A 26044-nucleotide genomic window follows, 5' to 3' on the forward strand; every position below is an offset into this window, starting at 1 on the left:
GAATAGAAGAGGGTGGATTTGCATAATAAAGAAAACGGCATCAGTTTCCTGACACCGTTCAGGGGGTGAATCTGCCCGTTTATTATGCAGAAAGGGCGTTAATTACCGTCACGACGCCAGGCATCAGCAGTCAGCGCTTCGCCAAAGTGACTCGAAATCAACCGTTTGGTGAGGTCATGCAGCGGTGCCGCCAGAACTTCGGCCGTATTTCCGCGTTCCACCACCTCGCCTTCGTGCATCACCAGTACCTGATCGCTGATGTGTTTCATCATGCCCAGATGCTGCGTCACGTAGATGTACGAGATGCCCTGTTTTTCCTGTAATTCGAGCATCATATTGATGATTTGTGAACGCATCGACATATCCAGAGACGCCAGCGCTTCATCAGCCACGATCACTTTGGGTTGCAGGATAAGTGCACGTGCCAGTGCCACGCGCTGCTTCTGACCCGACGCCAGCATATGCGGGTAATAATTGGCGTGATCGGGCAGCATGCCGACCAGCCGCAATGTCTGGTTGATGCGTTGTTCGCGCTGTTGTGCATCCATTTCGCTGTTCAGTCGCAGGGGGGCTTCGAGTAACTGCCCGATACGCTGACGTGGATTAAGTGAGGTGCTCGGGTCCTGAAAAATCATGCGGATTTGCTGGCTGCGGAAACGATAATCACGAAACGTCAGCGGATGATCATCAATCAGAATTTCGCCGTCGCTCGGCTCGACCATGCCGGAAAGCATTTTAGCCAGCGTCGATTTGCCCGAACCATTCTCGCCGATGATCGCCAGCGTTTGTTTTTCGCGCAGGGTAAAGCTGACCGGTTTCACGGCCTCGAGATTCATCTTGCGGAACAGTCCGGTGCGATAACGGAACGTTTTGCTCAGATTACGGACTTCGAGCAGGGTTTCGCCCATTATTGCTCCTCCATGTTCAGCGGGAAGTGGCAGGCATACGCATGGGTTTTCGCCAGACGCAGACGTGGCGTTTCGATGCATTTTTTCTGCGCGTAAGGGCAGCGTGGCCCCAGACGGCAGCCAATCGGCAAATGTTCCAGCGAAGGAATGGCACCTGGCAGCGTATTCAGACGGCTTTTATGTGGCAGTGAGCGGCCGAAATCAGGCATCGCGCGGATGAGCGCCTGCGTATAAGGATGATGCGGCGTGGCCAGCAATTCTTCACACGCTGCGCTTTCAACCGTTTGTCCGCAATACAACACGTTGATACGGTTCGCCCATTTGCTCATCATTTGCAGGTCGTGGCTGATCAATAAAATGGTGGTGTTATTGTTCTGGTTGAGTCGCGCCAGCAGGCGGAAAATCTGCGCCTGCGTCGTCGGCTCCATGGCGTTAGTCGGTTCATCGGCAATCAGCAGACGCGGCTGATTCGCCAGCGCGATGGCGATCATCACTTTCTGGCACTCGCCTTCGGTCAGTTCATACGGATAACTGGCCATAACGTCTTTGTGATCTTTAATACCGACGCGGTGCAACAGCTCGATGGCGCGTTTTTTGCGCCACTTCCAGCGCTGATACCAGCGGCCTTTGTAGGTCCAGCCGGGAATGGCCTGAATCAGCTGGCGGCCGATGCTTTCAGAAGGATCCAGACAGGACTGCGGCTCCTGAAAAATCATCGACACATTTTGCCCGACCAGTTTACGTCGTTCGCGTGGCGTCAGTTGCAACAGCTCGATGTTATCAAAGCGCATCCGGTCCGCCGTCACGCGCCAGTTGTCTTTGGTAACGCCACAAATCGCCTTGGCAATCAGGCTTTTACCCGAACCGGATTCGCCCACCAGCCCGCGGATTTCCCCAGCGTTGAGCGTCATACTGACGCGATCCACAGCTTTGACCGGGCCATCGGCGGTCATAAATTCAATGGTCAGATTGCGGATATCGAGTAACGGCATTATTCCACTCCCGCATTAATCGCCCGACGCACACCGTCACCCAGCAGGTTGATCAGCAACACGCTGATAAGAATGGCGGCGCCCGGCAGCATGACTGTCCACGGTGCGACATACACCAGCTCCAGCGAATCGCCGAGCATGGCTCCCCATTCCGGTGACGGCAGTTGTGCGCCCAGATCCAGAAAGCCTAACGCGGCGATATCCAGAATCGCCATCGACAGTGCGCGGGTAAATTCCGTTGCCAGCACCGCAACGATATTTGGCAGAACGGCATAACGCAGAATCTGCCAGGTGGAGGCACCATCGAGTCGTACGGCGACCACATACTCTTTTTCCAGCTCATCATGCACGGCGCTGTAAATCGTGCGCGAAATGCGTGGCAACAGCGCCAGCCAGACGGCCAGCATCGCATGCTCAAGTTTCGGCCCGATAAACGCGACGACGACAATCGCCAGCAGCAGGGAAGGGATAGACAGCAGCGTATCGAAAATATGGTTCAGAATGGCCGATTTCAGGCCACGGCTGATCCCCGCCAGTACGCCGATGATCACACCACATAAAGACGCCGCGAGGGTTATCACCAGTGCGCCGCCAATCGTCGGCGCAGCGCCTGTAAGCATCCGGCTGAGTAAATCGCGGCCAAGATCGTCAGTGCCGAGGAAGAACGACACATTGCCGTAGCGCGACCAGGAGGGCGGCAACAACTGATAACCAAGGAATTGTTGATCGAGCGCGTAAGGCGCTAATAAATGGCCAAATATGCACAGCAATAACAAGCCGAGCACGCCGTAGAAACCGATCATCGACAGTGTGTCGCGATAGAAAATCCCCCACGTATGGCGCAGAGGACTCGGAACCTGTTTTTCGCGGTATACATTATCGAAGGGCATACCATTCCTTATGTTTCAATGGATTCATCAGTGCGCCCAGAATGTCTGAAAGCACGTTAACCACAATTACCAGCGAGCCAACGACCATCACACCGGCTGAAATCGCCGCGTAATCCTGCTGACGGATAGCGTTAATCAGCCATCGCCCGATGCCTGGCCAGTTAAAGACCACCTCAGTAATCATCGCCAGCGTCAGCATGGTCGAAAATTGCAGGCCGAGCTTGGGAATAATCGGCGGCAGCGCGTTGTGTAATACATGGCGACGGATAATCGTAAAGCGTGATAAACCGCGCGTTGCGGCGGCTTTCACATAGTTTTTCTCCAGCACATCGTCGGTGGAAATGCGCATCAGGCGGATCACTTCGGTCGTCGGCGCAACGGCCAGCGCGGCGATCGGTAAAATCATATGGCGGATAGCGCTCATGATCATCTCATGGCGGTATGGCGAATCAGAAAGCCATGCATCAACCAGCGTCAGGCCGGTGACACTTTTCAACTGATAGAGTAAATCCAGGCGACCGGAAACCGGCAGCCAGCCCAGTTGCAGCGAGAAGAACAGCATCAGCAGTACCGCCAGCCAGAACACCGGAATGGAAAAGCCGAGCAGGGCGATGCTGCTGATGGCGACATCCGGCCATTTTCCACGCATCACTCCCGCCAGAATGCCCAGCGGGATCCCGACGACTAATGCCAGCGCAAAGGCCAGCACGCACAATTCCATCGTGGCCGGGAAAACCGCTTTCAACTGATAAGAGATGCCTTCGCCATTGATACTCGACACACCGAAATCAAACTGGCAAAGACCCGCAAAATAGAAGTGGTAGGCGTCCCACAAGGACGCGCCGCGCAGTGGCGCATTCGGCGTGAAATAGCTCAGGCTGAACGCCACAAGGCTCAGGAAGAACAGGGTCACCAGCAGCAGCAAAATGCGGCGTAACGTAAAGATAATCATGGAACTTTCCTTCCTTCATTATCACGACTTTTTTCATCATCACGGAAGACGCCAGCAAACGAGGAGTTGCCAAACGGGCTCAGTACCAGCCCTTTGATGTCGTAACGGTAAGCCTGAAGACGCAGGGAAGACGCCAGTGGCAACACCGGCAGTTCCTGCTCAAGGATTTTTTGCGCCCGCTGATAAAACTCAATACGCTGGGAAAGTTGCTGTGACAACAGCCCCTGACGCAGCAATTCATCAAATTCCGGGTTACACCAGTGAGCATAGTTGGTCTGCGAATGAATCGCTGCACAACTGAGCATAGGGCGGAAGAAACTGTCCGGGTCATTACTGTCCGTTGACCAGCCAGACAGCGTCAGGTCGTGATTCATTTCCATCAGCTTGGCTTCCTGGAAACGTCCCTCGACCGGGACAATGGTGACTTTAATCCCTACCTGTCCCAAATCGGCCTGGATCAGTTCGGCGGTTTTCAGCGGGCTGGGGTTAAAGGACTGCGACGCCGTCGGTACCCATAAATGCAGATTAAGCTTTTCCTGCCCGAGGTCTTTCAGGATTTGCTTCGCTTTATCCGGATTGTATTCCGTTACCTGCGCGTTGCTGTCATAAGCCCAGGACGCACGCGGCAAAATAGACGCAGCGGTTTCAGCGGTGCCGTAATAAATCGACTGCATCAGGCGCTGATTGTTGATCGACAGCGCCACCGCCTGACGGATACGCGGATCATTGAGCGGGGCTTTGTTGGTATTGAAAGCCAGGTAGGCAACGTTCATCCCCGGGCGCAGGGAAAGACGCAAGCGCGGATCCTCACGTAGTATGGACAGCTGACTGGCCGCCGGATACGCCAGCACATCACATTCACCGGTCAGCAATTTCGACAAACGCCCGGTGCCGCCAACGCCCATATCAATCACCACCTGTGCCATACGCGGTGTGCCTTTCCAGTACTGTCCGTTGCGCGCCAGCCGCACATATTGCCCGGTACGGTATTCACCAAGCTGGAACGGGCCAGTGCCTACCGGCTGGCGATCAATCTCTTCTTCGTTGCCGGATTTGATGAGATTCGCGGCATATTCAGCCGAAAGCACCGGTGCATAGTGCGTGGCAAGATGCCAGAGAAAAGAAGCGTCAGGATTATTGAGGCGAAACTCAACGGTATAGTCGTCCAGTTTTTTGATGCTTTTCACCGCATGGGCAAACTGCAGGCTGTCGAAATACGGATATTCTTCACCGTTTACAGCGTGGTAGTGATTATTCGGGTCGATGATGCGCTGGAAGCTGAACACCACATCGTCAGCGTTCATCTTGCGCGACGGTGAAAACCAGCCGGTTTTCTGGAAAGGCACATCTTTGCGCAGATGGAAACGGTAGGTTGCGCCATCATCCAGCACTTCCCAGCTTTGTGCCAGTTCGGGGATCAGGCGATAGGTATAAGGGTCGACATCCAGCAGGCGGTCATATAACTGTGCGGCCAGCGTATCAATGATCAGCCCGCTGCTGGCTTTCTGCGGGTTAAAGGTATTGACCATGCCGTTAACACAATAGACAAAGCCGCTCTGGCGAATATCGTTCACCGGCGCACTGACGACTGTCGGGCTGGCGTGTGTTGGAGCAGTCTCAGCAAAAACTGCCGTGGACAAGCCACTCAGTAAAATCATCCACAAAGTTAGACGACGCATAAAGGCTTCAAAGTTAAGGTGCAATAGCTTAAGTGTACCGTACTCTGCGAGGTACCCCAATCCATTGAGCAAATCAGCGTGCGGGACTGCGGCACTTCGCGCAAAAACCGTTCGTTTTCCGGCAAAAAAAGAGCATGTATCAATAAAACCCTTGAAATTGGATTGTTATTGTTATGTTATATTATAACAATAATTGCAGGCGAAGTATTCCTGCACTGTCCTGAGATATGAGGTTAATGATGTCCTTACTCCCTGTTACCGTGCTGTCCGGTTTTCTTGGCGCAGGTAAAACTACCGTTCTCAACCATATTCTGAACAACCGTCAGGGATTACGCGTGGCGGTTATCGTCAATGATATGAGCGAGGTGAATATTGACGCCGCACTGGTCGCCAGTGAAATCACGCTCGACCGTCAGCAGGAAAAACTGGTGGAAATGAGCAACGGCTGCATCTGTTGCACGTTGCGGGAAGATTTGCTGATTTCAGTGCGTGAGCTGGCACAGGCCGGACGTTTTGATTATCTGCTGATTGAATCGAGTGGTATTTCAGAACCGCTGCCGGTGGCGGAAACCTTCACTTTCGAAGATGAAAACGGTGAAAGTCTGTCGCAGTTCGCACGGCTGGATACGCTGGTGACCGTGGTCGATGGCGTCAACTTTATGCAGCAATATCAGGAAGCGCGCAGTGTGCAGGAGGCCGGTGAAAGTCTGGGCGAGGACGATGCGCGTAGCGTGACGGATTTGCTGATCGACCAGATAGAATTCTGCAACGTGCTGCTGGTGAGCAAAACCGATCTTCTCGACAGCCTGCAACAGCGGGAAGTGATTGCATTGCTGAAAAGCCTCAATCCCGATGCGCACATTATACCGATTTCCCCCGGCAGCCTGCCGCTTGAAGCCGTGCTTAATACGCACCGGTTTGATTTCGCCAAAGCACAGCAGGCGCCGGGCTGGCTGAAAGAGTTACGCGGTGAACACACACCGGAAACCGAAGAGTACGGCATCAGCAGTTTTGTCTACACCGCACGCAGGCCGTTTGATCCGGATAAGTTTTACCGCGTGGTGCACGGCGACTGGGGGGGCGGTACCTTACTGCGTTCCAAAGGCTTTTTCTGGCTGGCGTCGCGTCCGCGCTTTGCCGGGCAGTGGAGTCAGGCGGGCGGCATAGCGCATTATGGCATGGCGGGTATTTTCTGGCGTTCGCTGCCTGAAAGCGACTGGCCGCAGGACGAGGAGACCCGTGAACAGATTATGGAGAAATGGGTTGAGCCGTTTGGCGATATGCGCCAGGAACTGGTGTTTATCGGCCAGCACCTGAATAAAGAAGAGATTATCCGGCAGCTGGATGCGTGTCTGTTAAGCGAAGAGCAGATGGCAGAAGGCATCGAACACTGGGTCAACATGGCCGATCCGTTCCCCGAATGGTAGTCCTTAGTGACCTTAAGGTGTTCATAAAGTAGCCATAATATCAGTGTGGTAATGAGAAATATTCTCAACAAAGTGCTTTACAGACGATACTGAGAACTATTATCATTCTTTTCACCGGACGAGAGGCGGCCCGCCAGGGACGTTAATCGCGAGGTACGACATTGCTCACATTGCTTCCAGTATTACTTAGCCAGCTCGGGTGCTGGCTTTTTTTTTGCCTGTTATTCAGCCCCTTCCTGCGAATTGACCTGAATTGCGTGTTTCTTCAACATTCCGCGCAACTGATGATAAGTCACGTTCAGCAACTCTGCGGCTTTACGCTGATTAAAGCGTGCCTGCCGTAAAGCCTGCTCAATCAGATTTTTTTCCTGTCCGGTCACCCATTGCTTAAGATCCAGCGGTAACGTCGGCAGCGTGTCGTGTGGACTGACGTCAGCCGTTTCGACGGTGGCAGTGCGCTGCGCAAACGGGTTCAGGATAATATTATCGAGCGGAAAATCGCTGGTACCATGGCGGTACATCGAGCGTTCGACGACGTTTTTCAGCTCGCGGATATTGCCCGGCCAGCGGTAGGCCATCAGCGTCTGACGCGCATAGTCGGTAAAGCCGGGGAATAACGGGAGAGACAGTTCGCGGCACATCTGAATGGCGAAATGTTCCGCCAGCAACATGATGTCCTGCTGGCGTTCACGCAACGGCGGCAGTTGCACCACATCAAACGCCAGCCGGTCCAGCAGGTCGGCGCGAAATTTTCCTTCAGCGGCCAGCACCGGTAAATCATCGTTGGTCGCACACACCAGCCGGACATCCACCTGTAACGGCTGGCTGCCGCCGACGCGCTCCAGATGACCGTACTCAATCACGCGCAGCAGTTTTTCCTGCACCAGCATGGGCGCTGTCGCCAGCTCATCGAGAAATAACGTGCCGCCATCCGCACGTTCAAAGCGTCCGAGATGACGTTTCTGTGCGCCGGTAAACGCGCCAGCTTCATGGCCGAACAACTCGGAATCCAGCAGGTTTTCATTGAGCGCCGCACAGTTGAGCGAAATGAACGGCCCCTGCCAGCGGGGCGACAGATAATGCAGACGATGCGCAATCAGTTCCTTTCCGCTGCCGCGTTCGCCGGTGACCAGAACCGGCTTATTCAGCTTCGCCAGTTGTGAGACCTGTTCCAGCACTTCGATGAAGGCGTTGGCTTCACCGAGTAAATTGTCTGTGTTATCCGTCATTTGGCTTTCCTTGTGTGGTGAAACACACTAACACTTAGTGAAAATAATCATCTCGAAAAATAAGCATAGCAGAGACAAAAGTAAAAAATTCAATTTATTCATGCAGATAATGATTTTAAAAAGTTGGCACGGATCCTGATATAGGTTTATCGCCGCAGTGAAAAATTTTCCTGCGGATTTAACCGGTAATCATTTGGCCGGAAACCAACAGAAACAAAGAGGAATTTCGATTATGGGTATTTTTTCTCGCTTCGCTGACATCATTAACGCCAACATCAACACCTTGCTGGATAAAGCAGAAGATCCGCAAAAACTGGTTCGTCTGATGATTCAGGAAATGGAAGACACGCTGGTGGAACTGCGTTCTACCTCCGCCCGTGCGCTGGCAGAAAAGAAACAACTGATCCGTCGTATCGATCAGGGTGAATCCCAGCAGAGTGAATGGCAGGACAAAGCCGAACTGGCGCTGCGTAAAGATAAAGACGATCTGGCCCGTGCGGCGCTGATCGAAAAGCAAAAGCTGTCCGAGCTGGTGACCACGCTGAAAAACGAAGTGAACGTGGTAGAAGAAACGCTGGATCGCATGAAGTCAGAAATTGGTGAGCTGGAAAGCAAACTGACCGAAACCCGTGCGCGTCAGCAGGCGCTGACCTTACGTCATCAGGCCGCAGCGTCCTCGCGTGACGTCCGCCGTCAGCTCGACAGCGGTAAAATTGATGAAGCGATGGCGCGTTTCGAGCAGTTCGAACGCCGCATCGATCATATGGAAGCGGAAGCAGAAAGCGTCAGCATTGGTAAAAAGAAATCGCTGGATCAGCAATTTGCCGAACTGAAAGCCGACGATGAAATCAGCGCACAAATTGCTGCGCTGAAAGCTAAAATGAACGGCAATCAGGACGCATAATGTTTGCCATTAAACCTGCCTGTTCGCAGGCAGGTTGTTGCAGGATTAACGCCGTAACCGGTAATAAATAAGACTCATAAGGAGAGACAATGAGCTTCCTGTTTTTAGCTATTCCGCTGACTATTTTCGTTTTATTCGTGGCGCCCGTCTGGTTGTGGCTTCACTACAGCAATCGCCAGCAAAATGGCAGTCAGCTCAGTCAGCATGAGATACAAAATCTCACCAGCCTGACTCATGAAGCGCAACGTATGCGCGAACGTATTCAGGCACTGGAAGAAATTCTTGATGCCGAACACCCGGGCTGGAGGCAATCATAATGGCGACCCGTCTGTCTGAGAAAAAACTCTACCGCGTGCCGGAAGAGGGCGTAATAAAAGGTGTACTGGCCGGGCTGTCGCACTATCTGGGCGTGCCGGTAAAATTGCTGCGGATTATGGCCGTGCTGTCGATTTTCTTTGGTTTATTCATGTTCACCGTCCTGGCGTATATCATTCTCAGCTACGTGCTGGATCCGGTACCGGCCAGTGAATATGACGATGAAACTGCGCCATCGCCGCGTAATTTGCTGGAAGAAGCCGACCGCGAGCTGAAAGCCAGCGAGCAGCGTTTACGCCAGGTCGAACGCTATGTCACCTCTGAAACCTTCGGGGTGCGTAGCCGGTTCCGCCAGCTTTAATTCTTTATTCACCGCTTTGCCTCTGGCCGCCGGACGTTGCTCCGGCTGCTGTTTTCCTTCTCCTCTCCCGCTTAAGGAATCTTTATGACCCGTTACCTGAATTCCTCGCTGCCGGGTAAGCGCAGCCTGTTTTCGAAAATTTTCAGCGTGATCATTACGCTGGCGCTGACCTTTGGCCCTGCCGGGCTGGCAGCGCGTGTGTTGGGCGTGGTGGGAAAAGGGCCAATGAGGTATGTTTTAGCACTATTATTAGAACCATTATTCAAACGTATTTTGACCGCGCTGTTTGGGCGCTACGCCAGGGAGAGCAATGAAAAGACTACAAAATGAGTTTAATTCACTGATCAATCGCGGCATGGACAGACATCTGCGGCTGGCTGTCACCGGTTTAAGCCGCAGCGGAAAAACCGCTTTCATCACCGCCTTCGTTAACCAGCTTTTACATATGCACAGCGGCGCACGTTTACCGCTGTTTTCGGCTGCCCGCGAGGAGCGTCTGCTTGGCGTGAAACGCGTCCCCCAGCGTGATCTGGGTGTGTCGCGCTTTGCCTATGACGAAGGTCTGGCGGCACTCTACGGCACGCCGCCCGCATGGCCGACGCCGACCCGTGGCGTCAGCGAAATCCGTCTGGCACTGCGTTACCGATCCAACGATTCCCTGCTGCGTCACTTCAAAGACACCTCCACGTTATATCTGGAGATCGTCGATTATCCCGGCGAATGGCTGCTGGATTTGCCAATGCTGGAGCAAAACTATCTCGACTGGTCGCGCCAGATGGCGGGGCTGTTGCAGGGCGATCGTGCAGAATGGGCGAAGCCGTGGCTGACGCTGTGTGAACAATGTGATCCGCTGGCCCCGGCGGATGAAAATCTGCTGGGCGCGATTGCGCAGGCCTACACCGATTATCTGGTGCGCTGCAAAACCGAAGGTTTGCACTTTATCCAGCCGGGGCGTTTTGTTCTGCCGGGAGATATGGCCGGTGCGCCTGCGCTGCAATTTTTCCCGTGGCCGGAGCTGAACCGCTATTCCGATGCGCAACTGGCGCAGGCGGATAAAAACAGCAATCTGGGTATGCTGCGTGCGCGTTTCGACTATTACTGCCAGCACATCGTGAAAGGTTTTTACAAAGATCACTTTGTGAAATTTGACCGCCAGATTGTGCTGGTCGATTGTCTGCAGCCGCTCAACAGCGGACCGCAGGCATTTAACGATATGCGCCTGGCACTGACGCAGCTGATGCAAAGCTTTCACTATGGCAAGCGCACACTGTTCCGCCGTCTGTTTAATCCGTGCATCGACAAACTGATGTTCGCCGCCACTAAAGCCGATCACATTACCGGCGATCAGCACGCCAGCCTGGTGTCGCTGTTGCAGCAACTGGTGCAGGAAGCCTGGCAGAACGCCGCTTTCGAAGGCATCAGTATGGATTGCGCCGGTCTGGCGTCGGTGCAGGCGACGGAAACCGGCATGGTGGAATATCAGGGGCAAAGTTTGCCCGCGCTGAAAGGTCACCGGTTACAGGATGGCGCGCCGCTGACCGTGTTCCCTGGCGAAGTGCCTGCACGTCTGCCGGGTCATGCGTTCTGGCAAAAACAGGGGTTCCACTTTGACGAGTTTCGTCCGCGTGAAATGAGCGTGGATACACCGTTGCCGCACATCCGTCTGGACGCGGTGATGGAGTTTTTACTGGGAGATAAAATGCGATGAGCGAACCCATCAAACCGCGTATCGATTTTGAAACGGAATTAAAAGCCCCTGCTGAACCGGTGATCAAACCGGCGCTGGCGTTTGACGAACAAATTTCAGAGCGCTTTATTGCGGTATCCACCGAAGCAGACGAACAGCAGGAAGAGGGCGAGGCCGAAGCAGTGCTCAACCGTGCGCTGAAACCGCGTCGCAGTTTGTGGGGCAAAATTGTGCGCCTCGGCGTGGCGGTGCTGGGCATCAGCGTGGTAGCACAGGGCGTGCAATGGGTACACGAAGCGTGGATCCAGCAGGACTGGGTGGCGCTTGGTGCCTGCACCGCAGGCGGGCTGATTATTGTCGCCGGTGTCGGTTCCGTTGCGACCGAATGGCGACGCTTGTACCGCCTGCGTCAGCGCGCCGACGAGCGCGATACGGCACGCGAATTAATGCACAGTCATGGATTAGGGCAGGGACGTGTATTCTGCGAAAAACTGGCGGCGCAGGCCGGGCTGGATAACAGCCATCCGGCGCTGCAACGCTGGCAGGCCTCACTGCATGAAACCCAGAATGACCGGGAAGTGGTTGAACTGTATGCCCGTCTGGTTCAGCCGGTTCTCGATGCGCAGGCCCGGCGTGAAATCAGTCATTCAGCAGCCGAATCTGCGCTGATGATCGCTGTCAGCCCGCTGGCGCTGGTGGATATGGCCTTCATCGCCTGGCGCAACCTGCGGCTGGTTAACCGTATCGCGGTGCTGTACGGCATCGAACTTGGCTATTACAGCCGTATTCGTTTGTTCCGTCTGGTGCTGCTGAATATGGCATTCGCCGGTGCATCCGAACTGGTGCGTGAAGTGGGCATGGACTGGATGTCGCAGGATCTGGCGGCGCGTCTTTCAGCCCGTGCGGCACAAGGTATCGGTGCCGGCTTGCTGACTGCGCGTCTGGGCATCAAAACCATGGAACTCTGCCGCCCGCTGCCGTGGCTGGAAGGCGATAAACCGAAACTCGGTGATTTTCGCCGTGAGCTTGTCGGCAAGCTGAAAAACAGCATGGTGAAAAGCGATAAAACTAAATCAGGCGTCTGATATTTCTTCAGTTTTAAACTGCCAATAAAAAAGCCCCCAAATTAACGGGGGCTTGTATTACTCTGACTAAGTTGCTTATAAATTAACTTTCGGTACAACAAAAGCTGTTTATAAACTAGGTTGTCAGATAGTTCTGTGCTTTAGCAAGACCATCGGAAATTTGTGAATACGCCTTGTTCACCGCATTACTGGTGTCACTCACCGCGTCCTGACCAAAGTTTGATAGGCGATCGGCAACCTTATTAACATCTTCCGACCAACCCGCACCATTAACCATTTCAATATCATGTTCTGTTAATTGTTTCATCTTAGGCCTTCCTTTTAATCTGTTAAAGCAAGTCCCCTTAAATAACGGGGGCGATGAAAACATTGAGTAAGTCTATGGAGATAATTTCTACGCAATGTCTTCACAGGGATTAAGCCTAGAGTACTGCGGACGGAATTTGACTAGGAATAATCTCCTATGTGAATTTAGATATGTAACTCATTGTTTGAAATCATTATTAAGATATTTTTAAATCTGAATAATTAATGCAATGTGCAAAAAATAATCGAACCAGAGGTCAGGTGGTTATTTTTTATAAGACATTGAAATTAATATTACTGCGCAATTATCCCTGCGTGGTAATAACTTCATCCGGTGTTTCAGAGTAATCGCGGTGGCAGCGTGATTATGTGCTGCTATCTTTCAAAGATTCTGTTTTTACAGCCGGTTTTTCTGGAACGCTTAAATATGCTCTTTCGTAAAGAGGTCAATGAACATCAGCAAAGTCACTGGGCGGGTAAGGCTTTATTGCTCTCCGGCTGGCCTTTATGGATTGTCACGACACTCACGGCCCTCTTCCTGTTTGCTTTACTGATATTCCTGATCTTCGCTAACTACACACGTCGCATCAACGTCAGCGGTGAAATCATTACTCAGCCGCACAGCATTAATTTATTCAGCCCTGAGCAGGGCGTGGTCACCAAATTGTATGTCGATACCGGTAAACCCGTAAAAAAGGGCCAGCCTTTATATGAAATCGACGTCAGCCGCGTGACGCAGGCGGGGAATGTCAGTACCACCACGCTCGCCGCTATTAAAAAGCAGCGCGAGCAAATCGATTCCATTATTGCCCAGCTGGAACACAATAAGCAGGAAACCCTGCAAAACCTGCAACAGCAACTCGATCAGTATCAGAAGGCGCATGAAGTCTCACAAAGCATGGTGGATTCGGCGCAGGAAGGGCTGGATGCCATGAAAAAGAGCATGCAGAACTACGGGGCATATCAGAAGAAGGGCCTGATCAATACTGACCAGCTGAATAATCAGCGCTACCTGTTTTACCAGCAGCAGACATCGTTCCAGAGCCTGAACACCCAGGCGATTCAGGAAGCATTACAAATCACCAATCTGCGCAGCGAACTGGTCACCCGCGCCGCCGAGTTTGATAACCAGATTTCACAGTACGGCTACCAGCGCAATGACCTCGAACGCCAGCTGGCGCAGGCCGATGCCAAAGGCTCATTGCTGATCACCGCGCCGACCTCCGGCAAAATCTCTTCGCTGAGCGTCACGCCCGGACAGATGGTCAACGCCGGTGACAGCCTCGCGCAACTGGTGCCAGCCAGTAATTCCCCGTTCTTTCTCGTTGCCTGGCTGCCGAATGAAAGCGTGCCTTACGTGAAAGCCGGCGAGCACATCAATATTCGGTACGAAGCCTATCCGTTTGAAAAATATGGCCAGTTCCCCGGCAAGGTGGAATCGATTTCCTCTGCGCCGGTTTCCGAACAGGAGCTGAATTCTTACGCCAGCGCGCCGAGAACGGCCAATGGCACGATCAGCGGGCCGTATTACAAAGTGATTGTTTCACTGGATAAAAAAGCCATGAACTGGCACGGCGAAACGCTGAATTTATCCAGCGGCATGAAAGCCGAGTCGACGTTATTCCTGGAGAAAAGGCCGCTGTATCAGTGGATGTTGTCTCCGTATTACAGCATGAAGAAAAGCGTGGTGGGGCCAATCAATGAATCTCGATAACGTACGGGAGCTGGCTGACCGCCTGCACTTTAGCTGGCGCCACCGGGTGCCGCAGATTATTCAAACCGAGGCCGCCGAGTGCGGACTGGCCAGTCTGGCAATGGTCTTTGGCTATCACGGCAAACACGTCGACTTGCAAAGCCTGCGTCAGCGCTATGGGATATCTTCACGGGGCGCGACGCTGCGCACGCTGATGGATATCGCGGCAGCGAATGAGATGAAATCCCGCGCGTTAAAGCTGGATATCGATGAGCTGAACGCGCTGAAAACGCCGTGTATTTTGCACTGGGATCTCAATCATTTCGTGGTGCTGGTTGGCGTTAAACAGGGCAAAGTGATTATTCACGATCCGGCCTTTGGCCGCCGTTCGCTTGGCATGCGCGAGGTGTCCGAGCATTTCACTGGCGTGGCACTCGAGCTGTGGCCGGACAACGGTTTTACCTCGGAGAAACCGCGCGTACGGCTGGATCTGCGCAAAATGATGGGCAATGTCAGTGGCCTTATTCCGGCGCTGACCAAAATCTTCTGCCTCTCGCTGATGATCGAATCGGTCAACTTACTGCTGCCGGTCGGGATGCAACTGGTAATGGACCATGTGATCCCGGCGAAAGACCCGGATTTACTGACCCTGATTTGCCTCGGGTTGCTGTTCTTCATCATTTTCCGCACCGGCGTCAGCATGTTACGCGCCTGGACATCGCTGGTGATGAGTACGCTGATTGATGTGCAATGGAAAGCGCGGCTGTTCGATCATCTGATGAAACTGCCGCTCGATTATTTTGAGAAACGTAAACTCGGGGATATTCAGTCGCGTTTTACTTCGCTCGATACGCTGCGCACCACGCTGACCACCAACGTGGTCAACAGTATTATCGACGGCATTATGTCGGTCGGGTTAATCGTGATGATGGTGCTGTATGGCGGCTGGCTGATTTGGGTGATTCTTGGCTTCACGGCGATTTATGTCATCTTCCGCCTGACGACGTATAACGCTTACCGCCAGGTTTCCGAGGAGCAAATCGTTAAAGGTGCGCGTGCCGGTTCGCACTTTATGGAAACGCTCTACGGCATCAGCACGCTGAAAGCACTGGGTTTATCGAAAGCCCGCGCCAATTTCTGGCTCAATCTGAACATTGATAACGCCAATGCGACGGTGCGTAAAACCAGGTTTGAGATGATGTTTACCGGCGGCAACACGCTGATCGCCACGCTCGATCAGGTCGCGCTGCTGTGGCTGGGGGCGACGCAGGTAATTGACGGCCATATGACGCTGGGGATGTTTGTGGCCTTCAACACCTACCGCGGGCAGTTCTCCGAACGTGCTGCCAGTCTGCTGAATATGGTGTTGCAACTGCGGATGCTTTCCCTGCACCGCGACCGTATCGCGGATATCGCGCTGACCGGCACCGAGAAATCACTGCCGGAACGTGAGTTGCTGCGGGCGGGCGAGGCAGCGTCGCTGGAGGTGCGGGATCTGGTGTTTCAGTACGACAGCCTTTCCGCACCGCTGATCAACGGGCTAAACCTGTCGGTGGCGGCGGGCGAAAGTGTGGCGATCACCGGGCCGTCGGGGCAGGGTAAAACCACTCTGATGAAGATCATGACCGGTTTGCTGACGCCCACCGAAGGCCGCATTCTGATTAACGGTATGGATATCACCACCGCCGGACTGAACAATTACCGCAGTTGCATCGCCTGTGTGTTACAGGATGACACGTTGTTCGCCGGATCTATCGCCGAGAACATTGCCAGCTTTGATGAGCAGAAAGATGAAGCGCGTATTATTGATTGCGCCCGCCGTTGTAACATCCACGACGATATCGAACGGATGCCGATGGGCTATGAAACGCTGATCAGCGAACTGGGCGGCAGTTTGTCCGGCGGGCAGAAACAGCGTTTGCTGATTGCCCGCGCACTGTACCGCCGTCCGGCGATACTGTTCCTCGACGAAGCCACCAGTCATTTGGATCTGGACAATGAAATGCGCATCAATCAGGCGATCAGCGAACTGGATATTACGCGGATATTTATTGCCCACCGTCCGTCTACGATTGCCTCAGCAGATCGCGAGATCAAGCTCGGTTAAATCCTTCCTTCAGGCGATCCCTGTTCCGGGATCGCCTTTCCAAAATTGCGGCCTCTGTTACATCTCCTCACGGAAAGTTCATCATTTGTTTAAAAGTTATTATAAAATGCGGACTTCATCGTCTGACGGCGCTGCATCGCCTCCTGCCGTCTGAACTGTCTGTGCTCCTGTTTCTAAAAAATATCAGCGCAACAGATTAATTTTTAGGAGTTTTCATGTCGAATCAGTTCCCGAGCTCACGCCTTCGCCGCCTGAGACAGTCCGAATCCCTGCGCACTCTTTTTCAGGAAACTGAATTTAGCGTCAACGATCTGGTACTGCCGATTTTCGTAGAAGAAGAGACCTCTGAATACGTACCCATCGAAGCCATGCCGGGTGTGTTGCGCATCCCTGAATCCCGCCTGGCATTTGAAATCGAACGTTACGCCCGCGCCGGTATCCGCTCTGTTATGACGTTCGGTATTTCGCATCACATGGATGCCACCGGCAGCGATACCTGGAACGAAAACGGTCTGGTCGCGCGTATGGCGCGTATCTGTAAAGACACCGTGCCTGAAATGATTGTCATGTCCGACACCTGTTTCTGCGAATACACCTCACACGGCCATTGCGGTGTGTTGCACGACCACGGCGTGGATAACGACGCAACCCTGGTCAACCTCGGTAAACAGGCTGTCGTGGCGGCTGCTGCTGGTGCAGATTTCATCGCGCCATCCGCCGCGCAGGACGGTCAGGTGCAGGCCATCCGCAGTGCGCTGGATGAAGCCGGATTTATCGATACCTCAATCATGGCGTATTCCACCAAGTTTGCATCTTCCCTGTACGGGCCTTTCCGCGAAGCGGGCGGCAGTGTACTGAAAGGCAACCGCAAGCAATATCAGATGAACCCGATGAACCGCCGCGAAGCCGTGCGTGAATCGTTGCTGGACGAGCAGGAAGGCGCCGATGCGCTGATGGTGAAACCGGCCGGTGCGTATCTGGACGTGATCCGCGATATCCGCGAAGCCTCCCGTCTGCCACTGGCGGCGTATCAGGTCAGCGGTGAATACGCGATGATCAAATTTGCTGCACAAGCCGGTGCTATTGATGAGCGTGCCGTCGTACGTGAAAGCCTGGGCGCGATTAAACGTGCTGGCGCAGATATTATCCTGACTTACTTCGCGATGGATATTGCCGAAAACGGGCTGTAATTTTTGTTCTCGCTGCAAACCAAAACCGGGCTTCCGCCCGGTTTTTTTATGTCCTCGCGTCGGAAGCTGATACTGCGCGATGTATGTTCAGATAACGTCTTTAATATTTAAGAGTGGCAGAAAATTAAAATAATGCTTTTTTATAGAGAATTACCTCACCATTAATAGGGTGTAATTAATAAAAAAGTATTCATACAAAGAATAAGGTTTTATAGCGGTTAAATTACTGACTTTTGTAACTTAATAAACTGAGTTTTTTATTAACTAATTTTTATAGCCTGCCGATACCCCATGTGCTTCACATACAATTGTATTTATAAAAATAATGGAGAGCCATGCGCTATGAAAATATTTATGTCATATTTTGAAAATCTAAAAGTCGGGAAAAAATTAGCATTAGGTTTCGGACTTATCTTATTGCTGAGCATTGCAGTTGCTTTATGTGGTATTAAAAATCTGAATGATATTTCCATTCGAGCTGAGAAAATAAGCCAGCTTAAAGTGATAACTGACCAGTTTGCTATGGCGAAAGCTGAAAGACTGGAATATGTGAAAACGCACGATGAAAAATACATCACAATGAATGAGGTGAACTTACAGCAGGTTGATAAAAAAATTGAAAGTCTCAGGTTGCTTCGTTGGGATACAGAGCACCTGAAGATGCTTAATGAAATGTCAGAGGTCATGAAGACGTATCGTGACAAGCGTGCTCAAACGGTCCGCGAGACCCAACAACGTGATCTTGTTGTCAGTAGTTTTGTGCTGACACGCGAAGAATCTGAGATTAACAGTCTGGCTCAGTCCTATGCACGAGATCCCGCACGTGCTGTCACCGCGATCGCGTTAGGGGATATCGTCAGACACATTGATGGGGTGGCGACACGTGTAAAACTCCTCCAGTTTGAGAATACTGAGGAATCCCTTCAGGCTTTAACAGGTTTTATGAATGAATCGATTCAGCAAATGGATGCCGTCAAATCCCAGTTAAATCCGGCTGATGTCAGCATACTTGAAGAAATTGAACGCTCGGTCTCGGCCAAAAAGGCGAGTGCCGGAAACTACCTCCAATCCTATATTGCTGAGCAGGAAGTGACTCAGTTGCTTGCGAAAGCAGGCGGCAAGCTGACTACCCTGAGTGACAATATATTTGAATCGGAGCTGAGCGCGGCGCATGACGATATCAGAAATGCAGTTATATGGATGACTTCACTCCTGGTAGCAGCAGTCTTATTAAGTATTGGCATTGCACTGATTATTTCCCGCCAAATTGTGAAGCCTCTGGCTGACACGCTTGACGTCGCCAGACAGATAGCGCGCGGTGATTTAAGAGCCCATCTCAATACCACGCGTCGTGATGAGCTGGGAGAACTGATGCAAGCTGTAGATGAGATGAACACCGATCTCCGCCGTATCATCGGGGATATTCGTACCGGTGTGACGCAGGTGAGCCATGCCTCCGCAGAAATTGCGGCAGGTAATAATGATTTATCCGCACGCACTGAGGAACAGGCTGCTGCGCTTGAAGAAACGGCAGCCAGCATGGAGCAGTTAACTGCGACGGTTAAACAGAACGTGGACAATATTCATCATACCAGCCGCCTGGCGGGCAGTACTTCAGAAACGGCGAATAAAGGCGGGCAACTCGTCTCTCATGTGGTGAAAACTATGAATGAAATTACTGCAAGCTCAGCAAAAATTGCTGAGATTACGACGGTAATTAATAGCATCGCTTTTCAGACCAATATTCTGGCTCTCAATGCGGCTGTTGAAGCGGCGCGTGCTGGCGAACAGGGGCGGGGATTTGCTGTTGTGGCAAGCGAAGTGAGAAGCCTTGCGCAGAGAAGCGCTCAGGCTGCAAAAGAAATAGAAGGTTTAATTGGTGAATCGGTAGAGCGAATTAATGCAKGGTCAGATCTGGTAGAACAGGCGGGGACTACCATGCATGACATTGTGACCAAAGTGGCTAATGTTACCGAAATACTGAATGAAATTACTCAGGCATCGGATGAACAGAACAGGGGAATATCTCAGGTAGGGCAGGCAATAGTGGAAATGGACAGCGTGACTCAACAAAATGCGGCCCTGGTGGAAGAGTCTTCTGCTGCCGCCAATGCGCTGCGAGATCAGGCACAAAATCTTGCTGCGTCTGTTTCACGTTTTATTACTGAGTAATCTGATTCTCAAAACAGTCGTGATATTGCGTGCCGTTTGTGCACCACATAGCATGACTGTTTTGTTAAGCCGACCATGCGTGTCATCGGCCAGGTTTTGAGATAAATGCAATTCCCATCCGTAACCCTACTTCTTCACAATGCCCGCAATATCATTGGTGTTCATCAGATGATAATCGCCATTCATGTCGGTGTAGCTGGTCATGCCGGTATTGCGGTCACGATCCGGTTCGCCGTGGGCGAAAAACTGGTCGCCGGATTTGGTGTTAATCACATAATCGCTGGCGCAGCCAGTTAACGACAGAGCCAGAACCACAGCCGTCAGGCAGGATAATTTCTTCATTGTTCAGTAGTTTCCCGTTGCAATCATCTGCCCATATTACAAAACAACCCGCCGCAAGAAGCAAAGAATAAAAATGTCACCCGGCGTAAGCGTGCGTGCAAAACCGTGCTTGTGCACCAGCACGGTGCGATGTGATCCCGTCGTTGTTTCTGTCAGTTGCCCGTAACGCTCTCCCGTCGCTATCTATACTCACATAACCCGTCACATTCTCAGAGGTTGAGTAACAATGGCAGATATTTTGCTTATGTTTTTTTACCTTTGATGTTTTCACCCCCGGAGATAAGCGGGAAACCCTCAGTCTTAAGGCTTAAGCGTTAAATTTCAGATTTTCTGATTACGACTTCGTGTTGGTGTTTTTGCTACATGCGTTTTCCATAACCCGTTTTGCATAAACTCTGTCCTAAGGATCATGATGATGTCGATGAAATTTATTAAAAGTCCTCTTTCTTTGTTGCTGGCAGGCTGTCTGGTCACTGCGTTTACCGCGCGTGCGGATATCGTGATTGGCGTCGCTGGCCCGTTCACCGGCCCGAATGCCACCTATGGCGATCAGTACTGGCATGGTGCCACCCAGGCCGCTGAAGACATTAATGCCGCTGGCGGAATCAACGGCGAGAAAATCAAACTGGTGCAGGGCGATGATGCCTGCGAACCGAAACAGGCCGTTGCAGTCGCTAACCGTCTTGTTGATCAGGATAAAGTGCAGGCGGTGGTCGGGCATTTTTGTTCATCTTCTACCATGCCCGCATCTGAGGTGTACAACGATGCCGGAATTATCGCCATCACGCCGGGATCCACTAACCCGCAAATCACCGAACGCGGCATGAGTGATATGTTCCGCATGTGCGGACGTGACGACCAGCAGGGGCAGGTTGCCAGTGATTACATCATCGACAAGCTGAAAGCCAAAAAAGTGGTCATCATCCACGACAAAGACACCTACGGGCAGGGGCTGGCGGATGCCACCAAAGCGGCGCTTAACAAGCGTGGCGTGAAAGAAGTGATGTATGAAGGCTTATCGCGCGGCGAAAAAGACTTCAACGCGCTGGTCACCAAAATCAGTGCGCAGAAACCGGACGTGGTGTTCTTCGGCGGTTGCCATCCTGAAGCCGGTCCGCTGGTACGCCAGATGCGTGAGCAGGGCGTGCAGGCCACGTTCTTCTCCGGCGACTGTATCGTCAACGAAGAAATGGTCACAGCCGCAGGCGGCCCGCAATATACCAACGGGATTCTGATGACCTTCGGCAAAGACCCGCGTCTGATCCCGGAAGGCAAAGTCGTTATCGATAAATTCCGCGCCAGCAAGTTCGAGCCGGAAGGCTACACCCTCTATTCCTACGCCTCCGTGCAGGCGATCGCCGCCGCCTTCAAAGCCACCGGCGGCAGCGATTCCGCCAAAGCCAGCGCCTGGCTTAAAGCCAACAGCGTCGATACTGTCATGGGCAAAAAAGCCTGGGACAGTAAAGGCGACCTGAAAGTCTCTGATTACGTGGTTTATAAATGGGACGACAAAGGCAAATATCAGGAAGTTAAGGAATAAAGCACTCTTATTTGCCATTTTGAACCCGGGCAGTGCTCACTCTTTATGAAAGAACTGGCTCACGTACTTAATGTACGCTCCGGCTCTTGTGCGCTGGCCGGGTCCAAACTGGCTGCAACGATAACGCTTTATTAGCTTTAATGAATGCGCCCTTAGCCAGGCGCGGTCACAAAAAGAGACTGCGTATTTATGGATTCATTCTTCCTGCAACAACTGTTTAATGGCATTACGCTCGGTGCTGTCTACGGTCTCATTGCCATCGGCTACACCATGGTTTACGGCATTATCGGCATGATCAACTTTGCGCACGGCGAAGTGTATATGATTTCGGCTTACCTCTGTGCCATCGCGCTGGCGCTGCTTTCCTTCTTCGGGCTTCACTCTTTTCCGCTACTGATACTGGGCACGCTGGTGTTCACCATCGTGGTCACCGGCGTGTATGGCTGGGCGATTGAACGCATTGCCTATAAGCCGCTGCGTAATTCGACCCGTCTTGCACCGCTGATTTCTGCTATCGGCATGTCACTTATCTTACAAAATTACGCGCAAATCAGTCAGGGGCCGCGACAGCAGGGCATTCCGACCATGCTGGATGGCGCATTCCGTTTTCATATCGGCGAAAGTTTTGTCCAGATGACCTACACCAAAATTTTCATTCTGGTGGCGTCGCTGGCTGGCATGCTGGTTTTATCGTGGATTATCAGTAATACCAAACTTGGTCGTATGTGTCGTGCGGTGCAGCAGGACAGAAAAATGGCTTCCATTTTGGGTATTAACACTGACCGCATTATCTCGCTGGTCTTCATGATTGGCGCAGCGATGGCCGGACTGGCCGGGGTTCTGGTGACCATGAACTACGGCACGTTTGATTTCTACGCCGGTTTCATCATCGGCATCAAAGCTTTTACTGCGGCGGTGCTCGGCGGCATTGGTTCATTACCCGGCGCGATGCTGGGCGGGCTGATCCTGGGGATTGCCGAAGCGCAGTTCTCGGGCATGGTGAATTCTGATTACAAAGATGTGTTCTCCTTTGGATTGCTGGTGGTGATCCTCATTTTCCGCCCTCAGGGCCTGCTGGGCCGTCCGGTCGTGACGAAAGTGTGAGGGAAATAAAATGATGTCACAAACTGCTGTGAACAGCGGATTTTCATTTAAACGCTGTCTGCTGGATGCCATTTTTGCCGGGCTGGTGGCGCTGATTATTTTCGGGCCGGTGGTCGGCGTGGTGCTCGATGGTTACAGTTTTAACTTTCATAGCCAGAGGCTGGTCTGGATCATTGCTGCGGTGATGACGGGCCGCTTCCTGCTCAGTGCATTTTTAGAAACCACAGCCGGGCAGAAAATGCGTGCGCGTTTCGAATCCGACAGCGCGGGCGTCTATGTCCGGTCGCCGGATTATAAAAGTCATCTGCGCTGGGTTATTCCGCTGCTGATTGTGCTGGCCATTTTCTTCCCGTTCGTCGCCACCAAATACATTCTGACGGTCGCCATTCTGGGACTGATTTATGTGTTGCTCGGCCTCGGGCTGAATATCGTGGTCGGACTGGCCGGTTTGCTCGATCTGGGGTATGTGGCGTTTTACGCCATCGGGGCTTACGGGCTGGCGCTGGGGTATCAGTATCTCGGCCTCGGCTTCTGGTCGATGCTGCCGCTGGCGGCGGTGATGGCCGCGCTGGCGGGTGCGTTGCTGGGTTTCCCGGTGCTGCGTATGCACGGCGACTATCTGGCGATCGTGACGTTAGGTTTCGGTGAAATCATCCGGCTGGTGCTGACCAACTGGTTGTCGTTTACCGGCGGTCCGAACGGTGTTTCCGCGCCTCCGCCCACCTTTTTCGGGCTGGAATTTGGCCGGCGGGCGAAAGAGGGCGGCGTGCCGTTCCACGAGTTTTTCCATCTGACCTATAACCCGAATATGAAATTTATCTTCATCTATGCCGTGCTGGTTCTGGTGGTGTTGCTGGTGTTGTTTATCAAACACCGGCTGACCCGCATGCCGATTGGCCGCGCGTGGGAAGCGCTGCGTGAGGATGAGATTGCCTGCCGCGCGATGGGGCTGAATCATGTGCTGGTCAAGCTGTCTGCCTTTACCCTCGGGGCTTCCACGGCCGGAATTGCTGGCGTGTTTTTCGCCACGTATCAGGGCTTCGTTAATCCGACGTCTTTCACCTTTTTCGAATCTGCACTGATTCTCGCTATTGTGGTTTTGGGCGGTATGGGCTCAACCATCGGCGTGGTGCTGGCGGCATTTGTGCTGACCGTCGCGCCGGAACTGTTGCGCAGCTTTGCCGAATATCGCGTATTGCTGTTCGGCGTTTTAATGGTGGTGATGATGATCTGGCGGCCACGCGGGTTGATCCGCATCAGCCGCAGCGGGTTTGCCGTGCGTAAAGGAGTCGCGCCATGAGCGAAGCGTTAGCGGATAACAACATCCTGAGTGTCGAGCATTTGCGCATGCATTTCGGCGGCATTAAGGCGCTGAACGATGTGAATCTTGCGGTGAAACGCGGATCGATTACCGCGCTGATCGGCCCGAACGGCGCAGGAAAAACCACGGTATTTAATTGCCTGACAGGTTTTTATAAAGCGTCCGGCGGCAATATTTTGCTCAATACGCGCCGCCGGACGACCAATGTAATCCAGGTGCTCGGGCAGAAATTTCAGCCTGATGACTGGATAAAACCGGCGCAACTGGGCAAACGCATTTTCTACAAAATGTTCGGCGGTACACACCTGGTTAACCGCGCCGGGCTGGCGCGTACCTTTCAGAATATCCGGCTGTTTCGTGAAATGTCGGTGGTTGAAAATCTGCTGGTGGCGCAGCACATGCAAACCAACCGCAACCTGATTGCCGGTGTGCTCAATACGCCGGGTTATCGCCGTGCGGAAAATCAGGCACTGGACCGCGCATTTTACTGGCTGGAAGTGGTGGAACTGGTGGATTGTGCCAACCGGCTGGCAGGGGAAATGTCTTACGGTCAGCAGCGCCGGCTGGAAATCGCCCGTGCGATGTGTACCGCGCCGGAAATGATTTGCCTGGACGAACCGGCAGCCGGTCTGAATCCGGTTGAAACACGTACGCTGAGCAAAATTATCCGCTTCCTGCGCGATCATCACGACATCACCGTGCTGCTGATCGAACATGATATGGGCATGGTGATGGACATTTCCGACCACATTATCGTGCTCGACCACGGCGATGTGATTGCCGAAGGAATACCGCAGGCTATTCAGAACGATGAGAAAGTCATTGCCGCGTATCTGGGTGCTGATGAAGACGACGAGGTCAGCTTATGAGCGACGCGATGCTGGAATTTCGTGATGTGAATGTGTATTACGGGGCGATTCAGGCATTACAGCAGGTCTCTTTGCAGGTGCATGAGGGGGAAACGGTGGCGTTGATTGGTGCTAACGGTGCCGGGAAATCAACGCTGCTGATGTCAATATTCGGCCAGCCACGTATACAGAGCGGGCAGATCCTGTTTCGCGGGGAAGATATCAGCCGCAAATCGACACACTTTGTGGCTTCGGCTGGCATAGCGCAATCGCCGGAAGGGCGACGTGTTTTTCCGGATATGACCGTGGAAGAAAACCTGCTGATGGGCACCATTCCCGTCGGGAATAAACACGCGGCAGAAGATCTGCACACCATGTTTGAGTTATTCCCGCGCCTGAAGGAACGCCGTAAACAACGGGCGATGACCATGTCCGGTGGTGAACAGCAAATGCTGGCGATTGCCCGTGCGCTGATGAGTCGCCCGAAGCTGTTACTGCTCGATGAACCGAGTCTTGGGCTGGCGCCTATTATCGTTAAACAGATTTTCCAGACCTTGCGCGAACTGGCAAAAAACGGCATGACTATCTTTCTGGTGGAGCAAAATGCGCATCATGCGCTCAGGCTTTCTGACCGGGGTTATGTGATGGTCAACGGACAAATTCGGCTTAGCGGTTCAGGCGAAGAACTTTTACATAATCAGGAGGTGCGGAAAGCTTATCTCGGAGGAATCTGATTTTTCATCTTCAATGCCCGCGATACCCCGTATTGCGGGCCTTCCCGCCAACTTTTTTCCGCATTTTCAACCTGCCTCCACATTTCGCCCACAGTATTCCGCTATCATGCAATTCTTACAGAAAGGTGACCGGAAAGTTAATTTTCTGAGGTATCATGCGGAATTAGCTGTCATGAATTTGTAAAACGTCAGTTTTTTTGGGCACATCAGTGGCCTGAAGCCGTGTTAAGGCGTTGACCCACCAGGATCAACAGGCTA

The 26044-nt window shown here is 52.7% G+C and carries 24 protein-coding genes; 16 read left to right on the top strand and 8 right to left on the bottom strand.

Translation table 11 applies throughout. The annotated features are described in order from the left end of the window. Positions 1-98 precede the first annotated feature (98 nt). From sapF to sapA, 5 genes are read right to left on the bottom strand one after another with little or no spacing between them, the layout of a single operon-like run. On the bottom strand, positions 99-908 hold the full coding sequence (gene sapF, locus AC1DUO_RS16630; protein ID WP_013576058.1) for a putrescine export ABC transporter ATP-binding protein SapF: 810 nt from the start codon (positions 906-908) through the stop codon (positions 99-101). Further along, positions 908-1900: a putrescine export ABC transporter ATP-binding protein SapD gene (gene sapD, locus AC1DUO_RS16635; protein ID WP_013576057.1), complete on the bottom strand. Its 993-nt coding sequence runs from the start codon at positions 1898-1900 to the stop codon at positions 908-910. The genes sapF and sapD overlap by 1 nt, the downstream gene beginning before the upstream one ends. Beyond that, positions 1900-2790, bottom strand: coding sequence for a putrescine export ABC transporter permease SapC (gene sapC, locus AC1DUO_RS16640; protein WP_013576056.1), 891 nt, complete (start codon positions 2788-2790; stop codon positions 1900-1902). The genes sapD and sapC overlap by 1 nt, the downstream gene beginning before the upstream one ends. Further along, a complete protein-coding gene (sapB, locus tag AC1DUO_RS16645) occupies positions 2777-3742 on the bottom strand; it encodes a putrescine export ABC transporter permease SapB (protein ID WP_013576055.1) in 966 nt (321 codons plus the stop codon). The genes sapC and sapB overlap by 14 nt, the downstream gene beginning before the upstream one ends. Continuing rightward, positions 3739-5421 carry an ABC transporter substrate-binding protein SapA gene (sapA, locus tag AC1DUO_RS16650; protein WP_013576054.1) on the bottom strand — a complete coding sequence of 561 codons (1683 nt, stop codon included), beginning with the start codon at positions 5419-5421 and terminating at the stop codon, positions 3739-3741. The genes sapB and sapA overlap by 4 nt, the downstream gene beginning before the upstream one ends. 239 nt (positions 5422-5660) lie before the next feature. Between sapA and zigA the strand changes: the two genes are divergently transcribed. After that, the gene (gene zigA / locus AC1DUO_RS16655) at positions 5661-6848 is read left to right on the top strand and encodes a zinc metallochaperone GTPase ZigA (RefSeq protein WP_112152214.1); all 1188 of its coding nucleotides are present in this window, start codon (positions 5661-5663) and stop codon (positions 6846-6848) included. Between the two features lie 221 nt (positions 6849-7069). Here the strand turns inward: zigA and pspF are convergent, their stop codons facing one another. After that, complete coding sequence (gene pspF / locus AC1DUO_RS16660) at positions 7070-8077, bottom strand: phage shock protein operon transcriptional activator (RefSeq protein ID WP_013576052.1); 1008 nt, start codon at positions 8075-8077, stop codon at positions 7070-7072. Positions 8078-8309: 232 nt separating this feature from the next. Between pspF and pspA the strand changes: the two genes are divergently transcribed. From pspA to AC1DUO_RS16690, 6 genes are all read left to right on the top strand, one after another. After that, positions 8310-8981, top strand: a complete 672-nt coding sequence (gene pspA, locus AC1DUO_RS16665) for a phage shock protein PspA (protein ID WP_013576051.1) — start codon at positions 8310-8312, stop codon at positions 8979-8981. Between the two features lie 89 nt (positions 8982-9070). Beyond that, positions 9071-9298, top strand: a complete 228-nt coding sequence (gene pspB / locus AC1DUO_RS16670; protein ID WP_112152186.1) for an envelope stress response membrane protein PspB — start codon at positions 9071-9073, stop codon at positions 9296-9298. Next, entirely contained in the window at positions 9298-9657 is a 360-nt protein-coding gene (gene pspC / locus AC1DUO_RS16675; protein WP_037035549.1) for an envelope stress response membrane protein PspC, read from the top strand. The genes pspB and pspC overlap by 1 nt, the downstream gene beginning before the upstream one ends. A gap of 84 nt (positions 9658-9741) precedes the next feature. After that, positions 9742-9987, top strand: a complete 246-nt coding sequence (locus AC1DUO_RS16680) for a phage shock protein PspD (RefSeq protein ID WP_037035548.1) — start codon at positions 9742-9744, stop codon at positions 9985-9987. Then, the gene (locus AC1DUO_RS16685) at positions 9968-11365 is read left to right on the top strand and encodes a YcjX family GTP-binding protein (protein WP_119261793.1); all 1398 of its coding nucleotides are present in this window, start codon (positions 9968-9970) and stop codon (positions 11363-11365) included. The genes AC1DUO_RS16680 and AC1DUO_RS16685 overlap by 20 nt, the downstream gene beginning before the upstream one ends. Continuing rightward, the gene (locus AC1DUO_RS16690; protein ID WP_112152188.1) at positions 11362-12429 is read left to right on the top strand and encodes a YcjF family protein; all 1068 of its coding nucleotides are present in this window, start codon (positions 11362-11364) and stop codon (positions 12427-12429) included. The genes AC1DUO_RS16685 and AC1DUO_RS16690 overlap by 4 nt, the downstream gene beginning before the upstream one ends. A 115-nt stretch (positions 12430-12544) precedes the next feature. Here AC1DUO_RS16690 and AC1DUO_RS16695 read toward each other — a convergent pair whose 3' ends face one another. Beyond that, positions 12545-12736, bottom strand: a complete 192-nt coding sequence (locus AC1DUO_RS16695; protein ID WP_013576041.1) for a hypothetical protein — start codon at positions 12734-12736, stop codon at positions 12545-12547. A gap of 426 nt (positions 12737-13162) precedes the next feature. On the opposite strand from AC1DUO_RS16695, the gene AC1DUO_RS16700 reads away from it, so the two are divergent. From AC1DUO_RS16700 to AC1DUO_RS16715, 4 genes are all read left to right on the top strand, one after another. Beyond that, entirely contained in the window at positions 13163-14449 is a 1287-nt protein-coding gene (locus AC1DUO_RS16700; protein ID WP_232829627.1) for an HlyD family secretion protein, read from the top strand. Beyond that, entirely contained in the window at positions 14436-16535 is a 2100-nt protein-coding gene (locus AC1DUO_RS16705; RefSeq protein ID WP_013576039.1) for a peptidase domain-containing ABC transporter, read from the top strand. Before AC1DUO_RS16700 ends, AC1DUO_RS16705 begins: the two co-directional genes overlap by 14 nt. A gap of 215 nt (positions 16536-16750) precedes the next feature. Further along, a complete protein-coding gene (gene hemB, locus AC1DUO_RS16710; RefSeq protein ID WP_013576038.1) occupies positions 16751-17725 on the top strand; it encodes a porphobilinogen synthase in 975 nt (324 codons plus the stop codon). A 342-nt stretch (positions 17726-18067) separates the two neighbouring features. After that, complete coding sequence (locus AC1DUO_RS16715) at positions 18068-19897, top strand: methyl-accepting chemotaxis protein (protein ID WP_477988035.1); 1830 nt, start codon at positions 18068-18070, stop codon at positions 19895-19897. Positions 19898-20023: 126 nt separating this feature from the next. On the opposite strand, the gene AC1DUO_RS16720 is transcribed toward AC1DUO_RS16715, so the two are convergent. Beyond that, positions 20024-20239, bottom strand: a complete 216-nt coding sequence (locus AC1DUO_RS16720; RefSeq protein WP_013576036.1) for a YgdI/YgdR family lipoprotein — start codon at positions 20237-20239, stop codon at positions 20024-20026. Between the two features lie 415 nt (positions 20240-20654). On the opposite strand from AC1DUO_RS16720, the gene AC1DUO_RS16725 reads away from it, so the two are divergent. From AC1DUO_RS16725 to AC1DUO_RS16745, 5 genes are all read left to right on the top strand, one after another. Then, the gene (locus AC1DUO_RS16725; protein ID WP_112152190.1) at positions 20655-21779 is read left to right on the top strand and encodes a branched-chain amino acid ABC transporter substrate-binding protein; all 1125 of its coding nucleotides are present in this window, start codon (positions 20655-20657) and stop codon (positions 21777-21779) included. 189 nt (positions 21780-21968) lie between these two features. Then, positions 21969-22883: an ABC transporter permease subunit gene (locus AC1DUO_RS16730; RefSeq protein WP_013576034.1), complete on the top strand. Its 915-nt coding sequence runs from the start codon at positions 21969-21971 to the stop codon at positions 22881-22883. A 13-nt stretch (positions 22884-22896) separates the two neighbouring features. Further along, positions 22897-24183: a high-affinity branched-chain amino acid ABC transporter permease LivM gene (livM, locus tag AC1DUO_RS16735; protein ID WP_173362108.1), complete on the top strand. Its 1287-nt coding sequence runs from the start codon at positions 22897-22899 to the stop codon at positions 24181-24183. Beyond that, positions 24180-25073 carry an ABC transporter ATP-binding protein gene (locus AC1DUO_RS16740; RefSeq protein ID WP_013576032.1) on the top strand — a complete coding sequence of 298 codons (894 nt, stop codon included), beginning with the start codon at positions 24180-24182 and terminating at the stop codon, positions 25071-25073. The genes livM and AC1DUO_RS16740 overlap by 4 nt, the downstream gene beginning before the upstream one ends. Then, positions 25070-25786, top strand: coding sequence for an ABC transporter ATP-binding protein (locus AC1DUO_RS16745; RefSeq protein WP_015690111.1), 717 nt, complete (start codon positions 25070-25072; stop codon positions 25784-25786). The genes AC1DUO_RS16740 and AC1DUO_RS16745 overlap by 4 nt, the downstream gene beginning before the upstream one ends. Positions 25787-26044 lie beyond the last annotated feature (258 nt).

It is taken from the genome of Rahnella sp. P4_A8 (genome assembly GCF_056402435.1).

Excerpts from the sequence above, each read along its gene's own strand:
- hemB (WP_013576038.1), top strand. The coding sequence starts at position 16,751 with ATGTCGAATCAGTTCCCGAGCTCACGCCTTCGCCGCCTGAGACAGTCC.
- AC1DUO_RS16695 (WP_013576041.1), bottom strand. The coding sequence starts at position 12,736 with ATGAAACAATTAACAGAACATGATATTGAAATGGTTAATGGTGCGGGT.
- sapB (WP_013576055.1), bottom strand. The coding sequence starts at position 3,742 with ATGATTATCTTTACGTTACGCCGCATTTTGCTGCTGCTGGTGACCCTG.
- pspB (WP_112152186.1), top strand. The coding sequence starts at position 9,071 with ATGAGCTTCCTGTTTTTAGCTATTCCGCTGACTATTTTCGTTTTATTC.
- AC1DUO_RS16725 (WP_112152190.1), top strand. The coding sequence starts at position 20,655 with ATGTCGATGAAATTTATTAAAAGTCCTCTTTCTTTGTTGCTGGCAGGC.
- AC1DUO_RS16690 (WP_112152188.1), top strand. The coding sequence starts at position 11,362 with ATGAGCGAACCCATCAAACCGCGTATCGATTTTGAAACGGAATTAAAA.
- pspF (WP_013576052.1), bottom strand. The coding sequence starts at position 8,077 with ATGACGGATAACACAGACAATTTACTCGGTGAAGCCAACGCCTTCATC.
- AC1DUO_RS16745 (WP_015690111.1), top strand. The coding sequence starts at position 25,070 with ATGAGCGACGCGATGCTGGAATTTCGTGATGTGAATGTGTATTACGGG.
- livM (WP_173362108.1), top strand. The coding sequence starts at position 22,897 with ATGTCACAAACTGCTGTGAACAGCGGATTTTCATTTAAACGCTGTCTG.
- zigA (WP_112152214.1), top strand. The coding sequence starts at position 5,661 with ATGTCCTTACTCCCTGTTACCGTGCTGTCCGGTTTTCTTGGCGCAGGT.
- AC1DUO_RS16700 (WP_232829627.1), top strand. The coding sequence starts at position 13,163 with ATGCTCTTTCGTAAAGAGGTCAATGAACATCAGCAAAGTCACTGGGCG.
- sapC (WP_013576056.1), bottom strand. The coding sequence starts at position 2,790 with ATGCCCTTCGATAATGTATACCGCGAAAAACAGGTTCCGAGTCCTCTG.
- sapF (WP_013576058.1), bottom strand. The coding sequence starts at position 908 with ATGGGCGAAACCCTGCTCGAAGTCCGTAATCTGAGCAAAACGTTCCGT.
- sapA (WP_013576054.1), bottom strand. The coding sequence starts at position 5,421 with ATGCGTCGTCTAACTTTGTGGATGATTTTACTGAGTGGCTTGTCCACG.
- AC1DUO_RS16720 (WP_013576036.1), bottom strand. The coding sequence starts at position 20,239 with ATGAAGAAATTATCCTGCCTGACGGCTGTGGTTCTGGCTCTGTCGTTA.
- AC1DUO_RS16680 (WP_037035548.1), top strand. The coding sequence starts at position 9,742 with ATGACCCGTTACCTGAATTCCTCGCTGCCGGGTAAGCGCAGCCTGTTT.
- AC1DUO_RS16740 (WP_013576032.1), top strand. The coding sequence starts at position 24,180 with ATGAGCGAAGCGTTAGCGGATAACAACATCCTGAGTGTCGAGCATTTG.
- AC1DUO_RS16730 (WP_013576034.1), top strand. The coding sequence starts at position 21,969 with ATGGATTCATTCTTCCTGCAACAACTGTTTAATGGCATTACGCTCGGT.
- pspC (WP_037035549.1), top strand. The coding sequence starts at position 9,298 with ATGGCGACCCGTCTGTCTGAGAAAAAACTCTACCGCGTGCCGGAAGAG.
- AC1DUO_RS16705 (WP_013576039.1), top strand. The coding sequence starts at position 14,436 with ATGAATCTCGATAACGTACGGGAGCTGGCTGACCGCCTGCACTTTAGC.
- sapD (WP_013576057.1), bottom strand. The coding sequence starts at position 1,900 with ATGCCGTTACTCGATATCCGCAATCTGACCATTGAATTTATGACCGCC.
- pspA (WP_013576051.1), top strand. The coding sequence starts at position 8,310 with ATGGGTATTTTTTCTCGCTTCGCTGACATCATTAACGCCAACATCAAC.
- AC1DUO_RS16685 (WP_119261793.1), top strand. The coding sequence starts at position 9,968 with ATGAAAAGACTACAAAATGAGTTTAATTCACTGATCAATCGCGGCATG.